We start from the raw sequence: 24976 nt of genomic DNA, 5'->3' as shown, positions 1-24976 counted from the left end.
CCGTGATCGGCAGACTGCAGTGCCTGGTGCTCGACTGCCCGGAGCCGGCGGCGCTCGCCGGGTTCTACGCCGCGGTGCTCGGCGGCGAGGTCGACCGCCCGGACCGCCGCTGGTCGCTCGGCGCGGACTGGTCCACCCTGCACCTCGACGACGGCACGGTGCTCTGCTTCCAGGGCGTCGCCGACCACCGCCCGCCCCGCTGGGCCGACCCGGACCACCCCCAGCAGGCGCACCTGGACGTCGACGTGCCGGACCTCGACGCCGCCGAGCCCGAGGTCCTCGCCCTCGGCGCCGTACGGCTGCACGACGCCGGCGGCTGGCGGGTCTACGCGGACCCGGCCGGACACCCCTTCTGCCTCGTCAGGGGCTGAGAAACGCCGAGCCCCGGCCCCCGGACGGTGCCGGGGAGCCGGGGCTCGGGTACTGCGTGGAGCGGTGGTCAGGCGCTGCGACGGCGGCGCGCGAAGAAGAGCGCGCCGATGCCGCCGGCGAGCAGGCTCGCGGCGGCCGCGGCGGAGGCCAGCATGCCGTCCGAGCCGGTGTGGGCGAGCACGCCGCCCGCCGACTGGACGTCGGCGATGTCGGTGGAGGTGCCGGTGCTGCCGGAAGCGGCGGTGCCGTCGGTGGTGGTGAGGCCGGCCTTGACGGCGGTGGTGCCGCCGTTGGTGGTGGCCTTGTCGACGGCGCCGGCGCCGGTGCCGGCGACCGCGGTGGCGCTGACGTCGACCGGGAAGCCCTGGGGGCCGACGGAGGCGGGGAAGTCGGTGCCCTCGCCGAGGACGGCCCAGGTGTTCACGTAGGTCCGGCCGATCGGGGCGTCGGCGGTGAAGGCGAGGCGGACGTGCCGGGTGACGGAAGCGCCGGCGGCCAGGTTCTTGTCCCCGCTGAGGTGGTAGACGGCCTGGTCGCCGCCCGGCTGGCCGGTCGGGAGACCGGTGATGTCCTCCCAGCCGCCGTCGGCCTTCTGCACCTGGAGGGTGCTGCGCCGGTCGGTCTGGACGACCTCGGAGACGTTGTCGTAGTCCGAGGCGCTGGGGTTGGCGAAGGTGACGTCGAACTCGCCCGGGGCGCCGCCGAGGACGGCGGTGGTGGGCGCGCCCTTGGTCTGCACGTCGAGGGCCTTGAGCGCGACGTCCTTGGTGCTGTTGGCGAGGACGAACTGACCGGTCTGGTCCAGGACGGTCGAGGAGAGCTTGACGGTTCCGCTCTGGCCGGCCCAGTCGTTGTTCAGCGGCGCGGCGAGGCGCAGCTGGACGGTCTTGGTGCCGTTGGCCGGGACGGTCACGCCGGCGAGCGAGCCGACGAAGTGGAACCCGTCGGGCTGCTGGGTGAAGGTGAGCCCGACCGGCTTCCAGGTGCCGTCGGTGGCACGGGACTCCAGGGTGATGCGGCCGGCGCTGCGGGCGGCCGGGTTGCTCGCGTCGAGCTTGAGGTTGAACGGCGCCTCGGAGCCGCTCGCGTTGGTGACGGTCTCGGTGAACTCGACCGGCTTGCCGCCGTTGCCGATCGACGACGGCTCCTGCACCGACAGGCCCAGCGGGGACCCGGTGAGGTTGATCTGGATGAACTGGGGGCCGATGTAGGTGGGCGAGTACCCGGGGCCGTTGTCGAGCTCCGCGTACGCGTGGGCGTAGGTGGTGCCGATCTTGGCGTCGCCGTTGAAGGCGAGGCGGAGGTGCCGGGTGAAGGTCTCGCCGGGCGCCAGGTTCTGGTCGGCCGCGAGCAGGTAGCGGAGGTCGTCGTCGGCGTGCGGCATGGAGGTCCCGGTGAGGGTCTCCCAGCTGCCGTCGGCCTTCTGCATCTGGAGCGTGCTGTACTTGCTGGCCGTCACGACCTTGGAGACGGTGGTGAAGCGGGACTCGGTGGGGTTCTTGACGGTGTAGTCGAACTCGACCGGCGCGCCGCCGATGACCGCGGTGGTCGGTGCGTTCCCGACCTCCATGGTCAGGTAGTCGGCCGAGACGTCCTTGGTGCTCTCGGCGAGGACGGTGCCGCCGGTCGCGTCGAGGACGGCGGAGCCGAGCTTGACGATGGACACCCGGTTGGTCCAGTAGGCGTGGAGCCCGGTGGTGAGGCGCAGCTGGACGGCCTTGCTGGCGCCGGCGGCGACGGTCAGGCCGGGCACCGTGTCGGTGACGGCCTTCCAGGTGCCGTCCGCGTCGCGGTACTCGACCTTGATGGCCTGGTACGCGAGCGAGCTGGCGTCGGTGGTGGCCTTGACCCGCAGGTTGAACGAGGCCTCGGTGGCGCCGGAGTTGGTGACGGTCTCGGTGAACTCGACCGGCTCTCCGCCGCGGCCGACCGTCTTGGGCGCGTTGACCTGCAGCGACAGGTCGGAGGTGGCCTTGGCGGTCGGCTCGGCGGAGGCGGTGGCGGCGGCCGGGGCGTCGGCGGCGTAGGCGGCCGGGGAGGCCAGCACGGCGCCGGTGGCCAGCAGAGCGCCCAGGGTGGCGGCGGTCAGAACGGTGGAGCGGGAACGACGTGCGCGCACGACGGACATAGTGCATACCCCCCAGGGTGTTCACCGGCGATCGTCTGAAGCCGGTCGATCAGGTGTGGTCTGTGATCCGGACCCGAGGTCCGAGGTGGTGCCCCGGTGTCGCCTGCGGTCCGTCCCGGCGGGTCTCCCCGCCGCTCACTCCCATAGACGTCCAAGGGTCACGGGGGTTGCAGGTGGTTTCGAAGTTTTTTCGGAGAATCTTGGAAACGCCTCTGACCTGCGGATTCGGCCGGAGGTCCGGCGACTCAGTCCAGCACCAGCCGGTCGCCCAGTCGCAGCCGCCCCGGCGCGGCCACCTCGGCGAGCGCGTCCAGCCGGCCGTCGTGGGCGTGCACGATCGCCTTGAGGATCTCGGGCGCGTGCGGCAGCCCGGGCTGGGGGGCGCCGCTCATCGCACAGCGCTCGCTGGAGGTGACGAAGGCGAACCGGGCGCTGTCCGGGGCCTCGCCGTGGGCCTGCCGGCCGAACCAGCCGTCCTCGACGAACGGCGGGGTGCCGGGCGGGGTGCGCAGCACGATGTTGGGGCGGAAGCGGCGTTCGTCCACCACGGCGAACGGGACGGCCTCGCGGACCCAGTCCAGGGTGGCGGTGGTGAGCACGCTGACCGGCAGCCGGTCGAAGTGCGGGACGGCGTCCTCGCGGGCGAGTTCGACGTCCGCGCGCTGGAGGTAGGCGCGCAGGAAGGCGGTCGGGTGGTCGACGGGGCGCCCGAGCGGGTCGAACAGCTCGGGGCCGTCGATCCGGCGGCCGAGGCGGGCGGAGAGCCGGAGCAGGCCGTCCATCCGGCGGAAGCGCCGGGTGCTCTTGCCGGAGCCGAGCTTGCCGGAGGCGTCGCGGACGGCGTAGAGCCGGTCGCCGGCCAGGCCGCGGACGTCCACGTCGACGGCGTCGAGTCGTTCGCCGCCGGTGGATTTCACGGGGTAGCGCCAGAGTCGCTCGACCACTCCGATGATCTCAGCCATGGCCGGACAGCCTAGTGGCGCCACCAGGGGATGGTCTAGACCAAGTGCCGTGGCAGGAACGGTTCGTCGCGCGTCGGTCAGCCCAGCCGGGCCACCGCCCGGACCGGGGCCCCGTCCGCCGCCACCAGCCGCAGCGGGAACAGCGAGACCTCCACCGGCCGACCGGCCTCCTGCGCCGCCAGCAGTGCCCGCAGGTCGGTCAGGTTCTCGGCGATCACCCCGCCGCCGCTCGCCCCCAGCAGCACCCGGTGGGCGGCCAGCGTCGGCTCGTCCACCGGGTCGGGCCCGTCGTGCTCGTCGGTGAGGTCGGCGAGCAGGGCGGCCACCGCCGGGTCCTCCGGCCCCGGGTCGGGGGTGGGGTCCACGCTCAGCGCGTCCACGCCGACCGTCCGCACCCCGGCGGCCACGATCGCCTCGGCGGCGGCCGGCGTCAGGCTGGGGTGGGCGAGGTAGGCGTCGGTGCCCCAGTGCCGGGCCCAGCCGGTGGCCAGCAGCAGGACGGAGCCCTCCCCGCAACGCTCCAGCGCGGGCGCCAGCAGCTCGGGGGTGACGGCCGCCCGGGGCTCCAGCCCGCGCACGTCGGCGACCACGGCCGGGCCGGTGAACCGCTCCAGCGGCAGCCCGTCCAGGGTCGGCCAGGTGACGTCCACGTGGTACGGCGCGTCCACGTGCGTCCCGGACTGCGAGCCGAGGTGCAGGGCCAGCACGTTCACCCCGGCGGTGGCGGTGGTGAGGGCGGGCGCCAGCAGGACGGCCGGATCGCCGGGGTAGACCGGCATCGCGGTGGTCACCTGATGGGTGAGGTCGACGAGGGTCGCTGCCATGCGCCCATCCTCCCAGGGGGCGGGCCCGAGCGGACCCGGTCGGCGCGACCCGGGACGGAACCGCAGGTGACGGGCGGCTCGGTGGCCGGGTGCGGGCGGACGCCCGGCCGTGAAGCCCGACAGAATTGCCCCATGGGAACTGCGAAGCGTCAGCCGTGGGTGGTCGGGGTCTCGGGAGCGTCGGGGACGCCGTACGCGGCGTCGGTGATCCGGGCGCTGCTCGCCGCCGGTGAGGCGGTGGACCTGATCGTCAGCCGGGCCGCCCGGCTCACCATCCTGGACGAGACCGGCATCTCCTTCCGGGACGCCCACTGGCGCACCGACCTGGCGCGCTGGCTGGGCACCGAGGAGGGGCTGGACGACGTCCGCTACTGGTCCGCCGGGGACTTCGCGGCCGGCCCGTCCAGCGGCTCGTACCCCGCCAAGGGCATGCTGGTGGTCCCGGCGACCACCGGCGCGGTGGCCGGGATCGCGCTCGGCCTGAGCAAGGACCTGCTGCAGCGGGTGGCCAGCGTCACCCTCAAGGAGCGCCGCCCGCTCGTCGTCTGCGTGCGCGAGACACCACTCAACGGGGTGACGTTGAAGCACTTGGTGGAGCTCGACGCACAGGGCGCGGTCGTCCTGCCCGCCTCACCCGGTTTCTACGCCGGCGGTTCCACCGTGCGCGAACTCGTCGATTTCGTGGCCGGCCGGGTGCTGGACGCCGTCGACGTGCCGCATTCCCTGTACCTGCGCTGGGAGGGCGAGTTGGGAGCGGCGGCCCGCAAACCCGGTGACGGCGAGGCCGCTCCGGCCGAGGGGGAGTAAGGAGACCGAAGGCGGGAGAGTATCTTCTCTGCGATATCCGGGTCGTTCAGCGCACGGCGCCTTGGAATCCGGATAATGATCTGTGGGTCTGGTGAGGTTCGGAAGGACGCGGACGGTATATGGACACGGTGGACAGACAGCTCATCCAGGCGCTCCGGGAGAACGGCCGCGCGTCCTACGCAGAGCTGGGCCGGTTGGTCGGACTCTCCGGCCCGAGCGTCACGGACCGCATCAACCGCCTGGAGCAGGCCGGTGTGATCACCGGCTACCGCGCGACGGTCAACCCGGCCTCGCTCGGCTTCGGCGTCACGGCCCTGATCGGCCTTCAACTCACCGACGCCGCCGACCACGAGGACGTCGCGTTCCGGCTGAAGGACCTCAACGAGGTCGAGGACTGCTGGTTCATCGCGGGTGACGACTCCTACATGCTCAAGGTCCGGGTGGCCGACGTGGCCGGCCTGGAGTCGGTGGTGAAGCGGATCTCGGGCACGAAAGGCGTGGCCCGCACCCGCACCACCGTCGTACTCTCCACGAAGTGGGAGAACCGGGTGAGCGAGCTACCCCCCGTAGGAGAGTGACGAGATGGCACTGGTCGGTCTGGAGGAGCTGCACGCGGCCCGGGAGCGGATCGCGGGGGTGGCCGTACGCACCCCGCTGGTCCCCGCCCCCTGGGCGGCCGAGGGCGAGCGCCGGCTCTGGCTGAAGCCCGAGAACCTCCAGCCGACCGGGGCCTTCAAGACCCGCGGCGCCTACAACCGGCTGGCCGCGCTCGACGCGGAGGAGCGCGCCCGCGGCGTGGTCGCCCAGTCCAGCGGCAACCACGCCCAGGCCGTCGCCTACGCGGCCCAGCTGCTCGACATCAAGGCCGTGATCGTGATGCCGGACACCTCGCCCGAGGTGAAGGTGGCGGCCACCCGCTCGTTCGGCGCCGAGGTGATCCTCGTCCCGCCGGCGGAGCGGGACACCCTGCCCGGCGACCTGGCCGAGCGCTTCGGCTTCGTCTGGGTGCCGCCGTACGACGACCCGTTCATCCTCGCGGGCCAGGGCACGGTCGGCCTGGAGATCGCCGAGGACGCCCCCGCCGGGCTGGACACCGTGCTGGTGCCGGTCAGCGGCGGCGGCCTGATCGGCGGGACGGCGGCCGCGCTCAAGCTCAGCCGCCCGGAGATCCGGGTGATCGGGGTGGAGCCGGAGCTGGCCGCCGACGCCCAGGAGAGCCTGCGCTCCGGGCGCCGGGTGGAGTGGCCGGTCGCGGACACCTACCGGACCGTCGCGGACGGGCTGCGCACCCCCTCGGTCGGCGTGCTGCCGTACGAGCACATCACCGCCTACGTGGACGACATCGTCACCGTCACCGAGGACGAGATCCGCGCCACCGTCGCCCTGCTGGCCCGCCGCGGCCGGCTGGTCGCCGAGCCTTCCGGCGCGGTCGCCCCGGCCGCGTACTTCCACCGGGCCGCCGAGACCGGGGGCCGCCAGGTGGCGGCCGTGGTCAGCGGCGGCAACATCGACCCGGGTCTGCTCGCCGAGCTCTTGACGGCATAGGCGTAACCTCGTCTCCGGCAAGGAATCGAATGTCGGAGGAGGCGGGCCACCGCATGGACGCAGGGCTCAAGCGCGAGCTGGAGGCGAAGGTCTACGCGGGTGAGCGGCTGACCCGCGAGGACGGGATCGCGCTCTACGAGAGCGACGACCTGGCCTGGCTGGGCGGGCTGGCGCACCACGTGCGGACGCGGAAGAACGGCGACGTCGTCCACTTCAACGTCAACCGCCACCTCAACATGACGAACGTGTGCAGCGCGTCCTGCGCGTACTGCTCGTTCCAGCGCAAGCCGGGCGAGAAGGACGCCTACACGATGCGCATCGAGGAGGCCGTCCGCCTCGCCAAGGCGATGGAGAGCGACTCCCTCACCGAGCTGCACATCGTCAACGGCCTGCACCCGACCCTGCCCTGGCGCTACTACCCGCGCTCGCTGCGGGAGCTCAAGGCGGCGCTGCCGAACGTCTCGCTGAAGGCCTTCACCGCCACCGAGATCCACTGGTTCGAGAAGATCAGCGGCCTGCCCGCCGACGAGATCCTGGACGAGCTGATCGACGCCGGTCTGGAGTCGCTGACCGGCGGCGGCGCGGAGATCTTCGACTGGGAGGTCCGCCAGCACATCGTCGACCACGACACCCACTGGGAGGACTGGTCGCGGATCCACCGCCTGGCGCACGGCAAGGGCCTCAAGACACCGGCCACCATGCTGTACGGCCACATCGAGGAGCCCCGCCACCGGGTCGACCACGTGCTGCGGCTGCGCGAGCTGCAGGACGAGACCGGCGGCTTCCAGGTCTTCATCCCGCTGCGCTACCAGCACGACTTCCACGACTCCAAGGACGGCGTCGTGCGCAACAAGCTGATGGCCCGCACCGAGATGGCCACCGGCGCCGAGGCGCTGAAGACCTTCGCGGTCTCCCGGCTGCTCTTCGACAACGTCCCGCACGTCAAGGTCTTCTGGGTGATGCACGGCGTGACCACCGCCCAGCTGGCGCTCAGCCACGGCGCGGACGACATGGACGGCTCGGTGGTCGAGTACAAGATCACCCACGACGCGGACAACTTCGGCACCCCGAACAAGCTCGGCCGTGACGACCTGCTCGGCCTGATCCGGGACGCCGGCTTCCGCCCGGTGGAGCGCAACACCCGCTACGAGATCATCCGCGAGTACGACGGCCCGGACCTGAACCGCCGCGAGACCCCGCAGGCGATGCGCCTCTGACCTGCGCACACCCCGGTGTGCCCGCCGCCGCCCGGACCGCACCCGCGGCCCGGGCGGCGGCGTCTTCACGGCTCCCGCACGTGCCCCGGGTTTACCAACGGGTAGCGCGTTTGGCAGGATCGACGGCATGTCCGGTTCTCATCGCGCCACCGAGTACCCGCCGTACGAGCCGATGCAGGAGCCGGTGTACGGGGTGCCGCAGCAGTCGCACGAGGCGCCGTACAGCGCGTACCAGCAGTACCCGCAGGCTCCGCAGGACGGCTACGGCGAGTACCCGCGGCCGGTCGACGGGTACGTCGAGGCGTACGACCAGCCGTTCCAGCCGTACGCCGTCCAGCCGGAGTACGCAGAGCCGGAGTACGCCGAGCCGCTGTACACGGACGCGGTCCACCCGGAGCCGGTGTACCTGGAGCCGGTGTACCCGGACCAGGTGGACGCCGAGCCCGCCCACGAGCAGCTCGCCCCGGTCGTGCCCCTCGCCTCCGTGACCCCGGCGGCCCCCGGGCCGGGCGGCCGGGCGGCCGCCCGCGGCCGCCGGCGCAAGGCGAAGCAGAAGCGCCACGGCAAGGCCGTGATGGCCGGCACCGCCCTGCTGGTCGCGGCCGCCGCCGGCTGGTACACCGTCGGCCAGGACGGCGCCAAGGCCGTCGCCACCGCCGCCGACGGCCACGCGCCGGAGGGCGTCAGCACGCCCGACCACCCCGCGTCACCCGCCCCCGCCGCCGTCCAGGCCGCCACCGACCGGCAGTCCGCGCCCGCGGCCGCCGGCCGCGGCGAGGCCCGCCCGGACGGTTCGCTGGCCGCGATACCCGGCCTCGGTGCCGCCTTCACCGCGAAGATCCCGGCCGCGACCACCCAGGTCGTGGTCGCCACCGGTCAGGGCAAGGACACCGACAGGAACAGCGTCACCCTGTGGACCCGCACCCCCGAGGGCCGCTGGCTGGCCGGCGAGACCTGGCAGGGCCACAACGGCAAGAACGGCTGGACCACCGACCACAACGAGGGCGACCTGCGCAGCCCGATCGGCGTCTTCGACCTCACCGACGCCGGCGGCCGCAACGCCGACCCCGGCAGCAAGCTCCCGTACGACAAGGACCCGAGCTTCGTGGTCTCCGGGACGGGCTTCTTCGGCGACCAGCTGGCCGGCTCCTTCGACTACGTCGTCGCGATCAACTACAACCGGGTGGCCGGCAGCTCCCCGCTCGACCCGCGCCGCCCGATGGGCGGCAAGAAGGGCGGCGGCATCTGGCTGCACGTCGACCACGACGGCCCGACCCACGGCTGCGTGTCGATACCCGAGGACAAGATGGCCCAGCTGATCCGCACCCTGGACCCGGCGGCCCACCCGGTGATCGCGATGGGCGACGCCGCCTCGCTGGCCGCGTGACCTCGACGGACCGCCGGAACCCAGACGCCCCAAGGGGCTTGTGGAGCCCCTACAGATCGTCGGCGCGGATCCTGTAGCCGGTCGTGCCCTGCTGACCAGCGGGTAACCCGGTTCCATGGCACCATGAGCGGTTCGCGCATTGTGGCACTCGGTCATTACCAGCCCCCCAAGGTCCTCGGCAACGACGATCTGGCGGCACTCGTCGACACCGATGACGAGTGGATCCGCACCCGGGTGGGCATCCGCACCCGGCACATCGCCGAGGGTGAGTCCCTGGTCGACCTCGCTGCCGAGGCCGCGCAGAAGGCGCTGGCCAACAGCGGCCGGACGGCGGCGGAGATCGACCTGGTGGTGGTCGCCACCTGCACCGCGATCGAACGCAGCCCCAACACCGCCGCCGCGGTCGCGGCCCGGCTGGGCATCCGGGCGCCCGCCGCGTACGACATCAACACGGTCTGCTCCGGCTTCTCGTACGCGCTGGCCACCGCCGACCACGCGATCCGGGCCGGGGCGGCGAGCCGCGCCCTGGTGATCGGCGCCGAGCGGATGTCCGACACGCTCGACTGGACCGACCGCTCCACCTGTGTGATCTTCGGCGACGGCGCGGGCGCCGCGGTGGTCGAGGCCCAGCCCGAGGGCGCCGAACCGGGCATCGGACCGGTGGTCTGGGGCTCCGAGCCGGAACGGGGCGACGCCGTGGTGATCACCGGCTGGGACCCGGTGATCAGCCAGCAGGGCCAGTCGGTGTTCCGCTGGGCCACCACCCAGCTCGCCCCGCTGGCCCGGCAGGCCTGCGAGCGCGCCGGGATCGACCCGGCCGAGCTGAAGGGCTTCGTGCCGCACCAGGCCAACCTGCGGATCATCGACGCGATCGCCGCCAAGCTCGGCCTCGCCGACGCGGTGGTGGCCCGGGACGTGGTCGACTCGGGCAACACCTCGGCCGCCTCGATCCCGCTCGCCTTCTCCAAGCTGGTCGAGCGCGGCGCCCTCTCCCCGGGCGACCCGGTCCTGCTCTTCGGCTTCGGCGGCGGCCTGGCCTACGCCGGCCAGGTCGTGCGCTGTCCCTGATTCGCCCGCTCGCCTCCGGGGCGCTCTTGTCCCGGTGCCGACGGTCGGTGCTCCCTCGCTCCTTCGTCGCTCCCTCGCTTCTCCCTTTCGGCACCGGCGCGCCCCTTCGGCTCGGGGCGGGGGACTCGCCCGCTCGCCTCTGAGCCGGGCCTCGGGGCGGTGACTCGCCCGCTCGCCTTTGGTTGGGCCTCGGGGCGGGGGGTTCGTCCGCGGGGCCCCGGGAGCAGAACATGCCGGTGGGCGGGCACCCTGTGTGAGGGGTGCCCGCCCACCGGCATGTCTGGCGCGCGTGCGGTACGTCGGCGGACCTCCCCCGAGGACACGGCCGCCGTCCGTCGTTCCCCGGACAGGAGGCCGGGGCTGCGCGCGGAGCGGATGGTGGATCGAACGGACGGTGCTACTTGGGCGCCTTCTTGCCGGTGACGCCCAGGTACACCAGGGGAGCGAGGTTGGGCTTGAGGTCCTTGACCTTGACGCCCCAGGAGGTGAAGGCCTTCTGGTGCTCGGCTGCGGAGGCGAGCAGCGAGACCAGGGCCCCGGCCACGGCGTTCGGGTCGAGCGACTTGTCGGCCTGACCCTTCGCCTGGAGTTCCTTGACGGCCTCCGCGAGCGGCTTGGCCACCGAGTTGAGGACGGTCATGCGGATCTTGAAGAACCGCTTGTCCCCTTCTGCGGCACCCAGCGTGACCACTCGGAGAATGGCGTCGTTCTTGCGCCAGAAGGCGAGGAATCCGTCGACCAGTTCTTCCGAAGTGGTCGGTCCGGACTTCCCTGCCCAGGACTTTCCGGCCACCAGCTCTTTGAGGGTGTCGGAGTCCTTGGCCATTTCCTCGGCGATTTCGAGGACTGCGCCCTCGACATCCGGGAAGTACTGGTAGAAGGTCGCGGGGGAGGTACCCGCCATACGGGCGACGTCGATGACCTTGACGTCCCGATAGGGCGACGTGCTGAGCATCTCGCGGAGGCAGTCGAGCAGCTTCTGCCGCGTCTCCTGTCCGCGTCGCCCGGCGACGCGACCGTCGACGGTGCGAACTTGTCCTGTCATGCCGTCAGCTTACCGTGGCACGATCTTGGCGCGATTCGGTGATGCGACTATTACTCCGCACGGGGGGTTGCTATAGCGGCCCGAACCAGTTCGGACGGATATTCACCGGGCTCCGAAGGCGCTCTTGAAGCCCCCCCGTGTGCTTTTGACCCCATAGCGTGACGGCGAGTCCGCTGAGGGGTGGTCGAGTGACGGAGAGTGATCGACTGTGCGGGGTGACACCCCGACGGTCCGGGCACCGGGGCGCAAGCCGCGGCCGGAGCGGTCGTCAGAATCCGGCCGTTGTGTCATCGCTGACCAGCGGACTGTCGGCCCGGGGCGGCGGCCGTCTCCCGGTGGGGGAGGTTGGAGTTGCGCCGGGCGGCATTGGAGAATCGGGTCCGACACCACGCGGCGGGTGCGGACAACGGGGAGGTGGCTGCGGAGTGGACCAGCTGACGGCGCACGATCCGAGGCGGATCGGGCCCTTCGAGGTGCTGGGGCGGCTCGGCGCGGGCGGGATGGGGCTGGTCTACCTGGCGCGCTCCTCCTCCGGGCGCCGGGTGGCCATCAAGACCGTCCGGGGGGAGCTGGCCGAGGACGAGCTGTTCCGGGTCCGCTTCGCCCGTGAGATCGCGGCGGCCAAGACCGTCGGCGGCTTCTACACCGCGGCCGTGGTGGACGCCGACGCGGACGCCCGGGTGCCCTGGCTGGCCACCGCGTACATCCCGGCGCCCTCGCTGGAGGACCTGGTCGAGGAGTGCGGCCCGCTGCCGGTGGACGCCACCCGCTGGCTGGTCGCCGGCATCGCCGAGGCGCTGCAGTCCATCCACGCGGCCGGGCTGGTCCACCGCGACCTCAAGCCCTCCAACGTCCTGGTGGTCGAGGACGGCCCCAAGGTGATCGACTTCGGCATCGCGGCCGGTGTCTCCAACACCCGGCTGACCATGACCAACGTCGCGGTCGGCACCCCCGCCTACATGTCCCCCGAGCAGGCCCGGGACAGCCGTACCGTCCGCGGCGCCAGCGATGTCTTCTCGCTCGGCTCGCTGATGGTCTTCTGCGCCACCGGGCACCCGCCGTTCCGCGGCACCAACCCGGTCGAGACGGTGTTCCAGCTGCTGCGCGAGGAGCCGGACCTGACCGGCATGGCGCCCGAGCTGATGGACCTGGTCCGGGCCTGCATGCAGCAGGCGCCCGAGCGCCGGCCCACCCCGGCCCAGATCCAGGCCGAGCTGGCCCCGCACCTGTTCTCCCGGGACGACGCCTCCGGCGAGGCCGGGGACTGGCTGCCGGCCCACGCGCTGGCGCTGATCGAGAGCAAGCGCGGCCGCCGGCCCGCTGTGCCGCCCCGCCCGCCGCACTCCGGGCCGGTCGAGCCGCACCGGCCGCCGCACCCCCAGGGCCCGCCGCCGGTGCCGCCGCAGCACCCGGGCCCGGACGACCCGCGCACCTACCCGGGCGCCGGGCACGCGCCGCCCACCGGCCCGGTGCACGCCGGGTCGCGTCCCGGTGCCACGGACGGGGAGATCCCGACCGCGAAGATCCCGTCCAAGAACAAGCACCGCGCGCCCACCGGCGGGATGGCCGTCGAGGTGCAGCTGTCCGGCGCCTCGGTGCGGATAGGCCCGGGGCCGCGGGCCGAGCACGAGCAGCCCGGTCCGAGCACCGCCCCGGCCACGACGGACTGGGTCCGCCGGGTGCAGCCGACCCCGCCGCCGATCCCGACCCCGCCGCCCTCCCCGGCGGCGCGCTGGCGACCCTGGCGGTTCCGGATGTCCAACGACGTCTGGGGCACCCCGGTGGTCGCCGACGGGACGCTCTTCGTCTCCAGCTTCGAGGTGCACGCGCTGGACATCGCCTCCGGCGAGCGCCGCTACAAGACCCGCGACGTCGCCTGGGCGCTCGCGGTGGACGCCGGCCGGGTGCACGCCGCGGACGGCCCGCACCTGTACACCGTGGACGTCGCGGACGGCACCGAGCGCTGGCGCACCTCGCTGGACGGCTGGGTCTACTCGCTGTCCGCCGCGGACGGCGTGCTCTGCTGCGGCGTGCGGGGCGGCGGCGTCCAGCTGCGCGCGGCCGCCACCGGCGCCGAGCTGTGGCGGGCCGACGACGCCCAGCAGGACTACGAGAACCCGCAGTCCGGCCCGGTGCTGCTGGCCGGCGCGCTCTACTACTACGGCGCCGGCCGGCTGCGCTGCGTGGACGGGCGCGGGGCCGGCCTGCGCTGGTCCGTCCCGGTCGGCGACGACGTCCCCTCGCACCCGGTGGAGCGCGGCGGCGTGCTGTACGTGACGGCCGGTACCCGGGTGTACGCGCTGGACGCGGCCAGCGGGGCCGAGCGCTGGCGCTTCGAGGCCCCGGTGGTGCTGTTCACCCCGCCGGCGCTGGACGGCGACGCCGTCTACGTGGCGGACTACCTGGGCACCGTCTACGCGCTGGACGCGGCCACCGGCCTGGACCGCTGGCGCGGGGTCACCGGCAGCCGTCAGGGCGCCGAGCCGGTGGTGGTCGGCGAGGGCATGGTGCTGGTCGGCAGCGGCGAGGTGCTGTACGCCTTCGAGGCGGCGACCGGCCGGGAGCGCTGGCGCTACACCGCGCGCGGCGAGATCGTCGGCTCCCCGGCGCTGGCCGACGGCCTGGTGCACCTGGGCAGCCGGGACCACTCGCTGCACACCCTGGACCTGGCGACCGGTCAGCTGCGCTGGGAGCTCGGCACCAAGGGCGAGCTCACCGGCTCCCCGGTGGCGGTCGGCGGGCGGGTCTTCGTCGGCTCCAAGGACCGCTGCGTCTACGCGCTGGACGCCTACTACGGCACGGCGGTGCCCGCCCGCTGAGTGCGGGCGGACACCGCCGTCGGGCCGTGCCGGGTCAGGCCTTGCGGGCCTCGGGGTGGCGGCTGCACCAGCCCTCCCACGCGGAGGAGACCATGTCGGTCACGTCGTGGCGCGCGGTCCAGCCCAGCTCGCGGTGGATCAGGTCGGCGGCGGCCACCACCCGGGCCGGGTCGCCGGGGCGGCGCGGGGTCACGTCGGCGGTGGTGTCGTAGCCGGTGACCTTGCCGATGACCTCGATCATCTCCTTGACGCTGACGCCCTCGCCGCGGCCGATGTTGAGCACCAGCGCGGTCTCGCCGGCCGGGTCGGCGGCCAGCCGCTTGGCGGCCGCCACGTGGGCCGAGGCGATGTCGGAGACGTGGATGAAGTCGCGGACGCAGCTGCCGTCCGGGGTCGCGTAGTCGTCGCCGAAGACCCGCGGGGCGTCGCCGGCCGTCAGCCGCTCGAAGACCATCGGGATCAGGTTGAAGACCCCGGCGTCGGAGAGCTCGGGGGAGGCGGCGCCGGCCACGTTGAAGTAGCGCAGGGCGACGGTGGAGATCCCGTGGGCCTGGCCGGCCGCGGCGACCAGCCACTCGCCGGCCAGCTTGGTCTCGCCGTACGGGCTCATCGGGGCGCACGGGGTGGACTCGGTGACCAGGTCGACGTCCGGCATGCCGTAGACGGCGGCGGAGGAGGAGAACAGGAAGCGCTTGACGCCGCCCTCGGCCGCGGCCTCCAGCACCGTCTGCAGGCCGATCATGTTCTCGCGGTAGTACAGGAACGGCTGCTCGACCGACTCGCCGACCTGCTTCTTGGCGGCGAAGTGCAGGATGCCCTCGATCCCGTGCTCGCGGATCGCGGCGTCCAGGACGGCCCGGTCCAGGGTGGAGCCCTCGATCAGCGGCACACCGGCCGGAACCCGGGAGGCGTCGCCGGTGCTCAGGTCGTCCAGGACGGCGACGCGCTCGCCGGCGTCGAGCAGCTGGCGGACGACGTGCCCACCGATGTATCCGGCACCGCCGGTGATCAACCAAGTCATGCGGCAATCCTAGGCGTTCGGTTTCGGCGGACGGCCCCGGGCGAGTCGAGTCGGCAAAACGGACAAATCGGTGAAATGCTGACAAAGATTTCCGTGCTCTCATGCCCGCGCCCCAGGCGTGGTGACGAATCGGAGGCAGCCAGGTGAGCCGAACGAAGGAACACAACCGCCCGCTGCCGGCCGGCCCCCGGCCGACCGGCCCCAAGGCGCACGGACGGCTGCTCGCCCCGGTCGCGGTCGCGGTCGTGACCGCGCTGGCGCTGGCCGGCTGCAGCAGCTCGTCCTCCTCCTCTTCCTCCGCGGCCTCCTCGCCCTCGGCCTCCGGCGCCAAGCAGGCCTCCTCCGCCCCCACCGGCCAGCCGGGCGGCGCCAACCAGCTGCAGGACGCCTACCAGAAGGTGATCGCCGACGTGCTGCCCTCGGTGGTCCAGATCACCACCGGCGACAGCCTCGGCTCCGGGATCGTCTACGACGACAAGGGCGACATCGTCACCAACGCCCACGTGGTCGGCACCGCGAGCACCTTCACCGTCACGCTGGCCAACTCCAGCAAGTCGCTGGACGCCACCCTGGTCGCCAGCTACCCCGACTCCGACCTAGCGGTGATCAAGCTCAGCAGCCCGCCCGGCGGCCTCAAGCCGGCCGTCTTCGGCGACTCCGGCAAGGTCCAGCTCGGCCAGATCACCCTCGCCATGGGCAGCCCGCTCGGCCTCTCCAGCAGCGTCACCCAGGGCATCGTCTCGGCCACCGGGCGGACCGTCTCGGAGCCCCGCGGCGGCGGCTCGCCGGGCGCCACCATCGGCAACATGGTGCAGACCTCGGCCGCGATCAACCCGGGCAACAGCGGCGGCGCGCTGGTCAACCTGGACAGCCAGGTGATCGGCATCAACACCCTGGCCGCCACCGAGCCGCAGACCAACGGCGCGGCCGCCCCCGGCATCGGCTTCGCCATCCCGGCGGCCACCATCACCAACATCACCGACCAGCTGATCAAGCAGGGCAAGGTCACCAACTCCGGCCGGGCCGCGCTCGGCATCACCGCCCGGACCAGCTTCAACCAGCAGTTCCAGCCGGCCGGCGCGGTCATCGTGGCGGTCAGCCAGGGCGGTGCGGCCGCCGCGGCGGGGCTCCAGCCCGGCGACGTGATCACCAAGATCGGCGACACCCAGGTCGACTCGCTGAACGCGCTCACCACCGCGCTCGCCTCGCTCACCCCGGGCAGCAAGGTGACCGTCACCTACACCAGGGACGGCAACAGCAGGACGGCGGACGTCACCCTCGGCACCCTGGAGAGCAGCTCCTAGATCCGCTCAGCCCCGGTGCGCCGGCCGGCCCGCCCACCGTGCAAGGGTTCCGCGGGCCGGCCGACGCACCGGACCGGCGCCGGGCCCCCGTCCACTGCCTCGACGGGAGCCCGGCGCCCTTTCACGTCCCGCGGCGGTTCAGCGCCGGGCGGTGCGGGTGCGCCAGGGCAGCTCGACGGTGACGGTGGTCGGGCCGCCCTCCGGGCTCTCCACCAGGAACACCCCGTCCACCGCCCGGATCCGCTCGGCCAGCCCCGCCAGCCCGCTGCCCGGGTAGGGGGCGGCCCCGCCCCGGCCGTCGTCCTGGACCAGCACCATCAGCTGGCTGTCCGAGCGCCAGACGTCGACCGAGGCGCTGCGGGCCCCGGCGTGCTTGGAGACGTTGGTCAGCAACTCGCTGACGGTGAAGTAGGCGATGCCCTCGACCGCCGAGTCCGGGCGCTCGGGCTCGCCGTCCGGCCCGGCCAGGTCGACGTTCACCTTCACCCCGCCCGGGACGGTGCAGCGGGCCGCGACCGCGGACAGCGCCGCGTCCAGACCGCGGTCGGTGAGCACTGCCGGGTGGATGCCGCGGGCCAGGTCGCGCAGCTCCTGGAGGGCGAGCTTCACCTCGCCGTGCGCGCTGTCGACCATCCTGGCGGCGGCCGCCATGTCCTCCTGGCTCTCCACCTCGCGCAGCCGCTCCTTGGCCATCCCGAGGTCCATCGCCAGCGCGACCAGCCGGGCCTGGGCGCCGTCGTGCAGGTCCCGCTCGATCCGGCGCAGGTCGGCGGCGGCGGTGTCGACCACGGTGCCGCGGTCGTCCTCCAGCTCGCGCACCCGCTCGGCCAGGGCGCCGGGGAAGAGCAGCGACTCGATCAGGATCCGGTCGACCGCGGCCATCCCGCGCACCATGAAGGGCAGCACCGGCCACAGCGTGACCACCGAGACCAGGGCCAGGGTGAAGCTCAGGATGCCCCAGGGCAGCAACAGCACGTTGTAGAGCGCCGAGCGCCAGTTCAGCAGGTCGGTGAGGTGGGCGATGGTGTAGCCGACCAGGCCGGGACGGCGCGGGCGCACCGGCTCCGGCTCGTCGATCGCGGAGCCGTACGCCGAGCGGGCCCGGCTGCGGCCCAGGGCGCCCAGGGCGCGGCAGCCGGCCAGCCCGAGGGCCAGCACCGGCAGGCCGATCACCGTGACCGCCAGGCCCAGGCCGGCCGAGAGTGCGGTGATCGACAGCACGAAGCCGGCGACGCCCAGCGGGAAGTTGAGCATCAGCTGTCCGACCTGGCGCCACATCCGCGCGCCGTACAGCGGCGGACGCTCCATCCGGGCGTCCTGCTCCTTGATGGCGTCCACGGCGCGGCGGTGCGCTCGCTTCATCGGATCATCGTCCCCTCATTCGAGCCAGCGGGTCCCAGCTTCCCGAACCGGGCCGGGGATGTGCCATGGGGGTGATACATCTTCCCGTACGGGGGTTATCCCCACCCCCGGACGTTCATCCGGGTGTCCACCGGACGTCTTGCTGAGCGGGCAGGTTTCGGGAGGAGCCGAGGCCTCCCCTTAGACTCACGCATTGGCCACGGTTGGGACCGTGGTGCCGATGGTGCAGATGGTGCGGAGAAAAGTCGTAGAACTGTCTTGAGGGCGGGTTCACGGCCGAGGTGGAGGCGAAGGGCATGGAGGGGCAGCAGGCGGCTGCCGTCGCGGCCGACCCCGCGGTCGGCAGCGGCTACTTCGACGCGTATGCCGCGATGGGCCTGCTGGCCGTCGTCGGGGTGCTCTTCGTGACCGTGGCGTTCACCGCCAACCGCCTGCTGCGGCCGGTGGTGCACTCGCCCGAGAAGCTCCTCGCCTACGAGTGCGGGGTGGACCCGGTGGGCGAGGACTGGGCGCACACCCAGATCCGCTACTACGTGTACGCCTTCCTGTACGTGATCTTCGCGGTCGACGCGATCTACCTGTTCCCGTGGGCGACCGTCTTCGCGGCCGCCGGGTACGGCGCCGGAACGCTGGTGGAGATGTTCCTCTTCATCGGCTTCCTCGCGGTCGGACTGCTCTACGCCTGGAGGAAGGGCGTTCTGGAATGGACGTGACCCACACCCACCCGCACGGTGCCCAGGGCGGTCCCGTCCCGCTCGGCCTGCCCGACCCGGCCCGCCCCGGCGCGGTCGAGCGCCGGAGCATCGGCCCGCTGGCCCGGCTCGCGCCCGACCCGGTCAAGGTCGTGCTCAACTGGGGCCGGCGCTACAGCCTCTGGTGCTTCAACTTCGGCCTGGCCTGCTGCGCGATCGAGTTCATCGCCGCGTCCATGGCCAAACACGACTTCATCCGGATGGGCGTCATCCCGTTCGCGCCCGGACCCCGTCAGGCGGACCTGATGATCGTCTCCGGGACGGTCACCGACAAGATGGCGCCCGCCGTCAAGCGCCTCTACGAGCAGATGCCCGAGCCGAAGTACGTCATCTCCTTCGGTGCCTGCTCCAACTCCGGCGGCCCGTACTGGGACTCGTACTCCGTCACCAAGGGCGTGGACCAGATCATCCCGGTCGACGTCTACGTGCCCGGCTGCCCGCCCCGTCCGGAGGCGCTGCTCCAGGGCATCCTCAAGCTGCAGGAGAAGATCGCCGCCGAGTCCCTGCCCGGCCGCTACACCACACCCGCCGCGGCGCTGCGCCGCCCGCTGGTGGCGGGACCGTCCGGCGATGGAGGAGAGTCGTGATCACGGCCGAGCAGTACGCGGCGTCGGTCGGGGAGTGGGCGACCGGCGCCGAGGCGTACGGGCTGATCACCGTCGACGTGCCCGCCGAGCGCTGGACCGAGGCGCTCACCGCCGCCCGGGACGTGCTGGGACTGGGCTACTTCGACTGGCTGAGCGCCGTCGACGAGCTCGCCGAGGGCTTCTCCGTGGTCGCCCACCTGGCCGCCGTCGAGGCGCCGGGCGTGCGGCACCTCGCGCTGCGCACCCGGGTGCCGCGGGAGAAGGCCGCGCTGCCCAGCGCCGTCGCGGTGTACGCCGGGGCCGCCTGGCACGAGCGCGAGACCCACGAGATGTTCGGCATCGACTTCCCCGGGCACCCGTACCTGGCCACCCTGCTGCTGCCGGACGGCTTCGAGGGGCACCCGCTGCGCAAGGAGTTCGTGCTCGCCGCACGGGTCGCCAAGGCCTGGCCGGGCGCCAAGGAGCCGGGCGAGTCCGACCACGGTGACGGGCCGGCCCGGCGCAAGATGCAGCCGGCCGGCGTGCCGGACCCGAACGAGTGGGGGCCGCTCAAGGGCACCCTGCCGCCGGTCGCCGAGCGGCCCGCGCGCGGTGCGCGGGCGGCGGGTGCGGCGGCGCGCACGCCCCGGGCGGGCGCCGGCGCTGCTGCTGCCGCTGCTCCGGTGGAGGGTGCTCCGGCGGTGCGGGCGGACCGGCCGCGGCGGACCCGGTCGGTGTCGGAGGGGTCGGCGAGCCAGGCGGCTGAGCCGGAGGCTTCCGCTGCTCCTGCTCCTGCTGCTCCGGTGGAGGGTGCTCCGGCGGTGCGGGCGGACCGGCCGCGGCGGACCCGGTCGGTCTCCGACGGGTCGGCCAGCCAGACGGCCGAGGCCGCTGCCGAGCCCGCTGCCGTTGCCGAGCCCGCTGCCCAGGCTCCGGTCGAGCCCGCGGCTCCGGCCCGGCCCCGGTCCTCCGACGCGCCCTGGCACAACCCGGTGCCGGCCCACGAGGAGAAGCCCTCGGGCGGGTCGGCCGAGCCGGGCGAGAAGAAGGACGAGACGTCGGCCGGGACGGCCGACCAGGACGGAGACGGCGCGTGAACCTGCTCGACACGGTGCTCCGCTGCGTCGCCACCCTCGTCGTCTTCCTGGTCTTCCCGCTGGTCATCGGCCAGACCGAGCACAAGGTCATGGCGCACATGCAGGGCCGGCTCGGCCCGATGTACGCGGGCGGCTTCCACGGCTGGGCGCAGCTCGTCGCGGACGGCGTGAAGTTCGCGCAGAAGGAGGACATCGTCCCGGCCGGGGCGGACCGCCGGATCTTCCAGCTGGCCCCCGCCGTCTCGCTGCTGCCGTACCTGTTCGTGCTGCTGGCGATCCCGGTCGGCCCGGACGGCTTCGTCGGCCAGGCGATCGACGCCGGGCTGTTCTTCGTGCTGGCCGTGATGGGCGTCGGGGTGATCGGCAAGCTGATGGCCGGTTGGGCCTCGGCGAACAAGTTCTCGCTGCTCGGCGGCCTGCGCACGGCCGCGCAGCTGATGTCGTACGAGCTGCCGATGGTGCTCGCGGCGGCCTCGGTGGCGATGGCCGCCGGCACCCTGTCGCTGCCCGGGATCCTGGACGCCTGGCAGTGGTACTGGCTGCCCTGGCAGATCATCGGCGCCTTCGTCTTCTTCACGGCCGGTCTGGCCGAGCTCCAGCGGCCGCCGTTCGACATGCCGGTCGCCGACTCGGAGATCATCTTCGGCGCGTACACCGAGTACACCGGACTGCGCTTCGCGCTGTTCCTGCTGTCCGAGTACGTGGGCATCCTGGTGGTGTCGGCGCTGACGGCGGTGCTGTTCCTCGGCGGCTGGCACGGGCCGATGTCCGACCAGCTCGGCTGGCTCTGGATGCTCCTCAAGACCTTCGCGCTGGCCTTCGTGGTCATCTGGCTGCGGGTCACCTACCCGCGTCTGCGCGAGGACCAGCTGATGCGCTTCGCGTGGATCGTGCTGATCCCGCTCGCCCTCGTCCAGCTGGCCCTCACCGGCATCCTCAAGGTGGCGATCGCATGAGTTTTCCCGGTGTCGGCCTGGCCAAGGGGCTGGCCGTGACGCTGCGGACGATGACCAGGAAGAGCGTCACCGCGCAGTACCCCGACGTGCAGCCGGTGCTGCCGCCGCGTTCGCGCGGCGTCATCGCGCTGCTGGAGGAGAACTGCACGGTGTGCATGCTCTGCGCGCGCGAGTGCCCGGACTGGTGCATCTACATCGACTCCCACAAGGAGACGCTGCCGGCCGCCGAGCCGAACGCCCGGGCCCGCACCCGCAACGTGCTGGACCGGTTCGCCATCGACTTCTCGCTCTGCATGTACTGCGGGATCTGCATCGAGGTGTGCCCCTTCGACGCGCTGTTCTGGTCACCGGAGTTCGAGTACGCGGAGACCGACATCCACGAGCTGACCCATGAGCGGGAGAAGCTCCGCGAGTGGATGTGGACGGTTCCGGCGCCGCCGGCCCTGGACCCGGCCGCCGAGGAGCCCAAGGAGATCACCACCGCGCGGAAGGCGGCGGACAAGCTGGCGGCCGCCGCTGCGGCCGCCGCCGAGGAGAAGGGTGACGACGCGTGATCGGTGGCGCCGTGCTCCTCGCGGCGACCGGCTCGTTGGAGCCGGCCGCCCGTTCGTTCCTGTCCCCGACCGGCCAGGAGATCGTCTTCCTGCTGGTCGGCATCGCGGTGCTCGGCTCGGCGGTCGTCTCGGTGACCACCAAGCAGCTGGTGCACGCCGCGCTCTGGCTGGTGGTCGCGCTCGGCGGGCTGGCGGTGGAGTTCCTGCTGCTCACGGCGGAGTTCATCGCCTGGGTGCAGGTGCTGATCTACCTGGGCTCGGTGGTCGTCCTGGTGCTGTTCGGGCTGATGCTCACCAAGGCGCCGATCGGGCGTTCACCGGACGCCGACTCCAAGAACCGCTGGGTCGCCCTGGTGGTGGCGCTGGCCTCGGCCGGGACGCTGGTGACCCTGGTGGTCGACGCCTTCCGGACCTCCTGGATCGACCTCGGGGCGGGCGGCGGCTCGGCCTCCGTCACCGGGGCCAGCCTGTTCCGGCACTGGGTGCTGCCCTTCGAGGCGCTGTCCGTGCTGCTGCTGGCGGCGCTGGTCGGCGCGATCGTGCTGTCGCGCGGCGCCGGGCGCCGGGTGCCGGCGCCGCGGGCGGGCCGGCTGCGGGCCGGTCGGCCGGTCGGGTCGAACGGGACCGTGGCCGCGACGGCGCCCAAGCCCTCCGTGACCGCGCCGGAGGCCGCCGCCCCGCCCGTGACGGAGGAGAGCTGATGCACCTCGCCTACCCCGTCGTCCTCTCCGCGCTGCTGTTCAGCGTCGGCGTGTACGGCGTGCTCGCCCGGCGCAACGCCGTCCTGGTGCTGATGTCCGTCGAGCTGATGCTCAACGCCGTCAACCTCAACCTGGTCGCCTTCGACGCCTGGCTGCGCGACGCGCTGCACGCCGGGCAGGCGCTCACCCTGTTCACCATCACCGTCGCCGCCGCCGAGGTCGGGCTGGGGCTCGCCATCGTCCTGCTGCTGTTCCGGGCCCGGGGCACCGCGGACATCGACCGGGCCACCGCGCTCGGCGACCCGGCCGAGCCGCACACCCCCGCCGAGGAGGAGCCGGCCGCAGCCGAGGCACTGAAGGGCCGGGCCACCGCATGAACCTCGCCCTGCCCGCCCTCGTCCCCGCGCTGCCCGCGCTCGGTGCCGCCGCGACCCTGGCCACCGGCCGGAAGGCGCCCGGGCTGGCCCGTCCGCTGGCGATCGTCCCGGTCGCCGTCTCGGCCGTGCTCGCCCTGGTGGTCGCCCTCCAGCTCGGCACCGGCCAGAGCCTGGACGCGGCCACCCGACTCACCCCGACCGGTGGTCCGGACATCGCGCTGGCCGTCCACCTGGACGGCTTCAGCTCGCTGATCTCCGTGCTGGTCGGCCTGGTCGCGACCTGCGTCCAGGTCTACTCGACCGCGTACCTGAAGGAGGACCGGCGCTACCCCTCCTACGCGGCGCTGGTCTCGCTGTTCACCGCGGCGATGTTCCTGGTGGTCTACTCGGGCGACCTCATCGTGCTGCTGGTCGGCTGGGAGGTCATGGGCGTCTGCTCGTACTTCCTGATCGGCCACCACTGGGAGACTGCCGACGCCCGTTCGGCCTCGCTCAAGGCCTTCCTGGTCACCAAGCTCGGCGACGTGCCGTTCCTGTTCGGGATCTTCCTGCTCGGCGCGGACGCCGGCAGCTTCCGGATCCCGGACGTGCTGGCCGCCGCCGGGGACGGCAGGCTCGGCCACCCCACGCTGATCGCGCTGCTGCTGCTGGCCGGTGTGGCCGGCAAGAGCGCCCAGTTCCCGCTGCACACCTGGCTCCCGGACGCGATGGCCGGTCCGACGCCGGTGTCCGCGCTGATCCACGCCGCCACCATGGTGGCGGCCGGCATCTACCTGGTGGCCCGGCTGATGCCGGTGTTCCTGCTGTCGGGCGCGGCGCTGGTCGTGCTCGCGGTGATGGCCGCCGTGACGATGATCGGCTCGGCGCTCTGCGCGCTGGCCCAGGACGACCTCAAACGGGTGCTGGCCTACTCCACCGTCGGCCAGCTCGGCTACATGGCCGGCGCGCTGGCCAGCGGCGACCGGGAGGCCTCGGTGTTCCACCTGGTCAGCCATGGCGCGTTCAAGGCGCTGCTGTTCCTGGCCGCCGGCGTGGTGATCCACGCCGCGCACACCAACTCGATCTCCGCGATGTCCCGGATCCCCGGGCTGCGCAAGCGGGTGCCGGACGCCTACTGGACGATGGGCATCGCCCTGGTCGCGCTGGCCGGGCTGCCGCCGTTCTCCGGCTTCTTCAGCAAGGAGGCGGTGCTGACCGCCGCCGAGCACGCCGCCAACGGCGACGCGCTGACCAATGGGCTCGGCCCGGCCTCGGGGGTGCCCCAGGCGGCCGGGTGGATCGTGCTGATCTCGGCCGCGCTCACCGCGCTGCTCACCGGCGCCTACGCGGCCCGGCTGTTCCTGGTCGCCTTCCACAGCCCGGCGGGGGCGGCCGCTCCGCTCGCCCCGGTGGCCGGCCCGGCCGACCACGAGGCCGACGCGCCGTACTCGCCCGAGCCGGACGAGGCCGACCCGGTCACCGCCGAGCCGCCCGCGATGCGCTGGCCGCTCTGGGTGCTGGCCGTCCCGACCATGGGCTTCGGCGTCGCCGGGCTCCGTTCGGACTGGCTGCCCGCCCTGCTGGACGGCGGCTCGCTGCGCCCCTCCGGCGTCACCGCCGTGACCGGTACCGGGCTCGCCGTGGTCGGTGTGCTCGCGGCGTACGGCGCCTGGCGCTCGGCCACCGCGCGGCTGACCACCGGCCGCCCCGCCCCGGCCGCCGCCATGGGGGTCCCCCCGGCCGAAGGCTGGGGGAGGGTGCCCGAGCAGGCCGGAGCCCCGGCCGCCGAGGTGGTCGTGGCCGACCCCGGGCGCACCCTGCTCGGTCCGCTGTTCGGTCCGGCCCGGCACGGCTTCGGTGTCGACCGGCTGTACCACGCGCTGTTCGTCCGCCCGGTGGGTGCTGCGGCCAGGCTGGTCCGCTTCCTCGACCGCGAGGTCGTCGAGGGCTATGTGCAGGGCAGCGGGATCGGCGCCAACCTGTTGGGCCGGGCCGTCCGGCTCGCCCAGACCGGCAACGCGCAGACCTACCTCAGCGCGCTGCTCGCCGGGGTCGTCCTGCTGGCCGTCCTGGTGGCGGTGTAGCCGGTGCTGTCGTCCCCCATCCCCGTCCCGTCCGCCGCTGTCGCTGGGA

General features: G+C 73.1%; 23 protein-coding genes. 17 read left to right on the top strand and 6 right to left on the bottom strand.

The genetic code is table 11. From position 1 onward, the window contains the following. Positions 1-2: 2 nt before the first annotated feature. Positions 3-371 carry a VOC family protein gene (locus ABTZ03_RS04980; RefSeq protein ID WP_350511425.1) on the top strand — a complete coding sequence of 123 codons (369 nt, stop codon included), beginning with the start codon at positions 3-5 and terminating at the stop codon, positions 369-371. Positions 372-439: 68 nt separating this feature from the next. Here ABTZ03_RS04980 and ABTZ03_RS04975 read toward each other — a convergent pair whose 3' ends face one another. From ABTZ03_RS04975 to ABTZ03_RS04965, 3 genes are all read right to left on the bottom strand, one after another. Next, entirely contained in the window at positions 440-2491 is a 2052-nt protein-coding gene (locus ABTZ03_RS04975; RefSeq protein WP_350511424.1) for an LPXTG cell wall anchor domain-containing protein, read from the bottom strand. A gap of 254 nt (positions 2492-2745) precedes the next feature. Further along, positions 2746-3462 carry an MOSC domain-containing protein gene (locus ABTZ03_RS04970; RefSeq protein WP_350511423.1) on the bottom strand — a complete coding sequence of 239 codons (717 nt, stop codon included), beginning with the start codon at positions 3460-3462 and terminating at the stop codon, positions 2746-2748. Between the two features lie 77 nt (positions 3463-3539). Further along, positions 3540-4286, bottom strand: coding sequence for a cyclase family protein (locus ABTZ03_RS04965; RefSeq protein WP_350511422.1), 747 nt, complete (start codon positions 4284-4286; stop codon positions 3540-3542). Between the two features lie 132 nt (positions 4287-4418). Between ABTZ03_RS04965 and ABTZ03_RS04960 the strand changes: the two genes are divergently transcribed. The 6 genes from ABTZ03_RS04960 (at position 4419) to ABTZ03_RS04935 (ending at position 10310) form a co-directional block, all read left to right on the top strand. Next, the gene (locus tag ABTZ03_RS04960) at positions 4419-5093 is read left to right on the top strand and encodes a UbiX family flavin prenyltransferase (RefSeq protein ID WP_350511421.1); all 675 of its coding nucleotides are present in this window, start codon (positions 4419-4421) and stop codon (positions 5091-5093) included. A gap of 119 nt (positions 5094-5212) precedes the next feature. Continuing rightward, on the top strand, positions 5213-5671 hold the full coding sequence (locus ABTZ03_RS04955; protein WP_030055719.1) for an Lrp/AsnC family transcriptional regulator: 459 nt from the start codon (positions 5213-5215) through the stop codon (positions 5669-5671). Positions 5672-5675: 4 nt separating this feature from the next. Beyond that, positions 5676-6638 carry a threonine ammonia-lyase gene (locus tag ABTZ03_RS04950; RefSeq protein WP_350511420.1) on the top strand — a complete coding sequence of 321 codons (963 nt, stop codon included), beginning with the start codon at positions 5676-5678 and terminating at the stop codon, positions 6636-6638. A gap of 53 nt (positions 6639-6691) precedes the next feature. After that, a complete protein-coding gene (gene mqnE, locus ABTZ03_RS04945) occupies positions 6692-7855 on the top strand; it encodes an aminofutalosine synthase MqnE (protein WP_350511419.1) in 1164 nt (387 codons plus the stop codon). 127 nt (positions 7856-7982) lie between these two features. After that, positions 7983-9242 (top strand): L,D-transpeptidase family protein, encoded by a 1260-nt coding sequence (locus ABTZ03_RS04940; RefSeq protein ID WP_350511418.1) that lies wholly within the window; start codon positions 7983-7985, stop codon positions 9240-9242. Positions 9243-9365: 123 nt separating this feature from the next. Beyond that, on the top strand, positions 9366-10310 hold the full coding sequence (locus ABTZ03_RS04935) for a beta-ketoacyl-ACP synthase III (RefSeq protein WP_350511417.1): 945 nt from the start codon (positions 9366-9368) through the stop codon (positions 10308-10310). Positions 10311-10707: 397 nt separating this feature from the next. On the opposite strand, the gene ABTZ03_RS04930 is transcribed toward ABTZ03_RS04935, so the two are convergent. Beyond that, positions 10708-11355, bottom strand: coding sequence for a TetR family transcriptional regulator (locus ABTZ03_RS04930; protein ID WP_188307623.1), 648 nt, complete (start codon positions 11353-11355; stop codon positions 10708-10710). A gap of 425 nt (positions 11356-11780) precedes the next feature. Between ABTZ03_RS04930 and ABTZ03_RS04925 the strand changes: the two genes are divergently transcribed. After that, positions 11781-14174 carry an outer membrane protein assembly factor BamB family protein gene (locus ABTZ03_RS04925; protein WP_350511416.1) on the top strand — a complete coding sequence of 798 codons (2394 nt, stop codon included), beginning with the start codon at positions 11781-11783 and terminating at the stop codon, positions 14172-14174. Positions 14175-14208: 34 nt separating this feature from the next. Here the strand turns inward: ABTZ03_RS04925 and galE are convergent, their stop codons facing one another. Beyond that, on the bottom strand, positions 14209-15195 hold the full coding sequence (gene galE / locus ABTZ03_RS04920; RefSeq protein ID WP_350511415.1) for a UDP-glucose 4-epimerase GalE: 987 nt from the start codon (positions 15193-15195) through the stop codon (positions 14209-14211). Between the two features lie 173 nt (positions 15196-15368). Here galE and ABTZ03_RS04915 point away from each other — a divergent pair, with 173 nt between their 5' ends. After that, positions 15369-16499 carry a S1C family serine protease gene (locus ABTZ03_RS04915; RefSeq protein ID WP_400917141.1) on the top strand — a complete coding sequence of 377 codons (1131 nt, stop codon included), beginning with the start codon at positions 15369-15371 and terminating at the stop codon, positions 16497-16499. Positions 16500-16637: 138 nt separating this feature from the next. Here ABTZ03_RS04915 and ABTZ03_RS04910 read toward each other — a convergent pair whose 3' ends face one another. Continuing rightward, positions 16638-17861, bottom strand: coding sequence for a sensor histidine kinase (locus ABTZ03_RS04910; RefSeq protein ID WP_502894386.1), 1224 nt, complete (start codon positions 17859-17861; stop codon positions 16638-16640). 296 nt (positions 17862-18157) lie between these two features. Between ABTZ03_RS04910 and ABTZ03_RS04905 the strand changes: the two genes are divergently transcribed. Genes ABTZ03_RS04905 through ABTZ03_RS04870 form a run of 8 tightly spaced genes read left to right on the top strand, consistent with a single transcriptional unit; the run spans position 18158 to position 24927 of the window. Further along, a complete protein-coding gene (locus ABTZ03_RS04905) occupies positions 18158-18574 on the top strand; it encodes an NADH-quinone oxidoreductase subunit A (protein WP_350511414.1) in 417 nt (138 codons plus the stop codon). Continuing rightward, positions 18565-19200: an NADH-quinone oxidoreductase subunit B gene (locus tag ABTZ03_RS04900; protein ID WP_350511413.1), complete on the top strand. Its 636-nt coding sequence runs from the start codon at positions 18565-18567 to the stop codon at positions 19198-19200. Before ABTZ03_RS04905 ends, ABTZ03_RS04900 begins: the two co-directional genes overlap by 10 nt. After that, positions 19197-20276 carry an NADH-quinone oxidoreductase subunit C gene (locus ABTZ03_RS04895; protein WP_350511412.1) on the top strand — a complete coding sequence of 360 codons (1080 nt, stop codon included), beginning with the start codon at positions 19197-19199 and terminating at the stop codon, positions 20274-20276. Before ABTZ03_RS04900 ends, ABTZ03_RS04895 begins: the two co-directional genes overlap by 4 nt. Continuing rightward, positions 20273-21232 (top strand): NADH-quinone oxidoreductase subunit NuoH, encoded by a 960-nt coding sequence (gene nuoH / locus ABTZ03_RS04890; protein ID WP_502894385.1) that lies wholly within the window; start codon positions 20273-20275, stop codon positions 21230-21232. The genes ABTZ03_RS04895 and nuoH overlap by 4 nt, the downstream gene beginning before the upstream one ends. Beyond that, the gene (locus tag ABTZ03_RS04885) at positions 21229-21786 is read left to right on the top strand and encodes a NuoI/complex I 23 kDa subunit family protein (RefSeq protein WP_350511411.1); all 558 of its coding nucleotides are present in this window, start codon (positions 21229-21231) and stop codon (positions 21784-21786) included. Before nuoH ends, ABTZ03_RS04885 begins: the two co-directional genes overlap by 4 nt. Next, entirely contained in the window at positions 21783-22487 is a 705-nt protein-coding gene (locus tag ABTZ03_RS04880) for an NADH-quinone oxidoreductase subunit J family protein (protein WP_350511410.1), read from the top strand. The genes ABTZ03_RS04885 and ABTZ03_RS04880 overlap by 4 nt, the downstream gene beginning before the upstream one ends. Then, positions 22487-22864: an NADH-quinone oxidoreductase subunit NuoK gene (gene nuoK / locus ABTZ03_RS04875; RefSeq protein WP_350511409.1), complete on the top strand. Its 378-nt coding sequence runs from the start codon at positions 22487-22489 to the stop codon at positions 22862-22864. The genes ABTZ03_RS04880 and nuoK overlap by 1 nt, the downstream gene beginning before the upstream one ends. Next, positions 22861-24927: an NADH-quinone oxidoreductase subunit 5 family protein gene (locus tag ABTZ03_RS04870; protein ID WP_350511408.1), complete on the top strand. Its 2067-nt coding sequence runs from the start codon at positions 22861-22863 to the stop codon at positions 24925-24927. Before nuoK ends, ABTZ03_RS04870 begins: the two co-directional genes overlap by 4 nt. Positions 24928-24976: the final 49 nt, after the last annotated feature.

It is taken from the genome of Kitasatospora sp. NPDC096077, from assembly GCF_040303245.1.
Classification (GTDB): Bacteria; Actinomycetota; Actinomycetes; order Streptomycetales; family Streptomycetaceae; genus Kitasatospora.
This window is presented reverse-complemented; position numbering and strand designations above follow the sequence as displayed.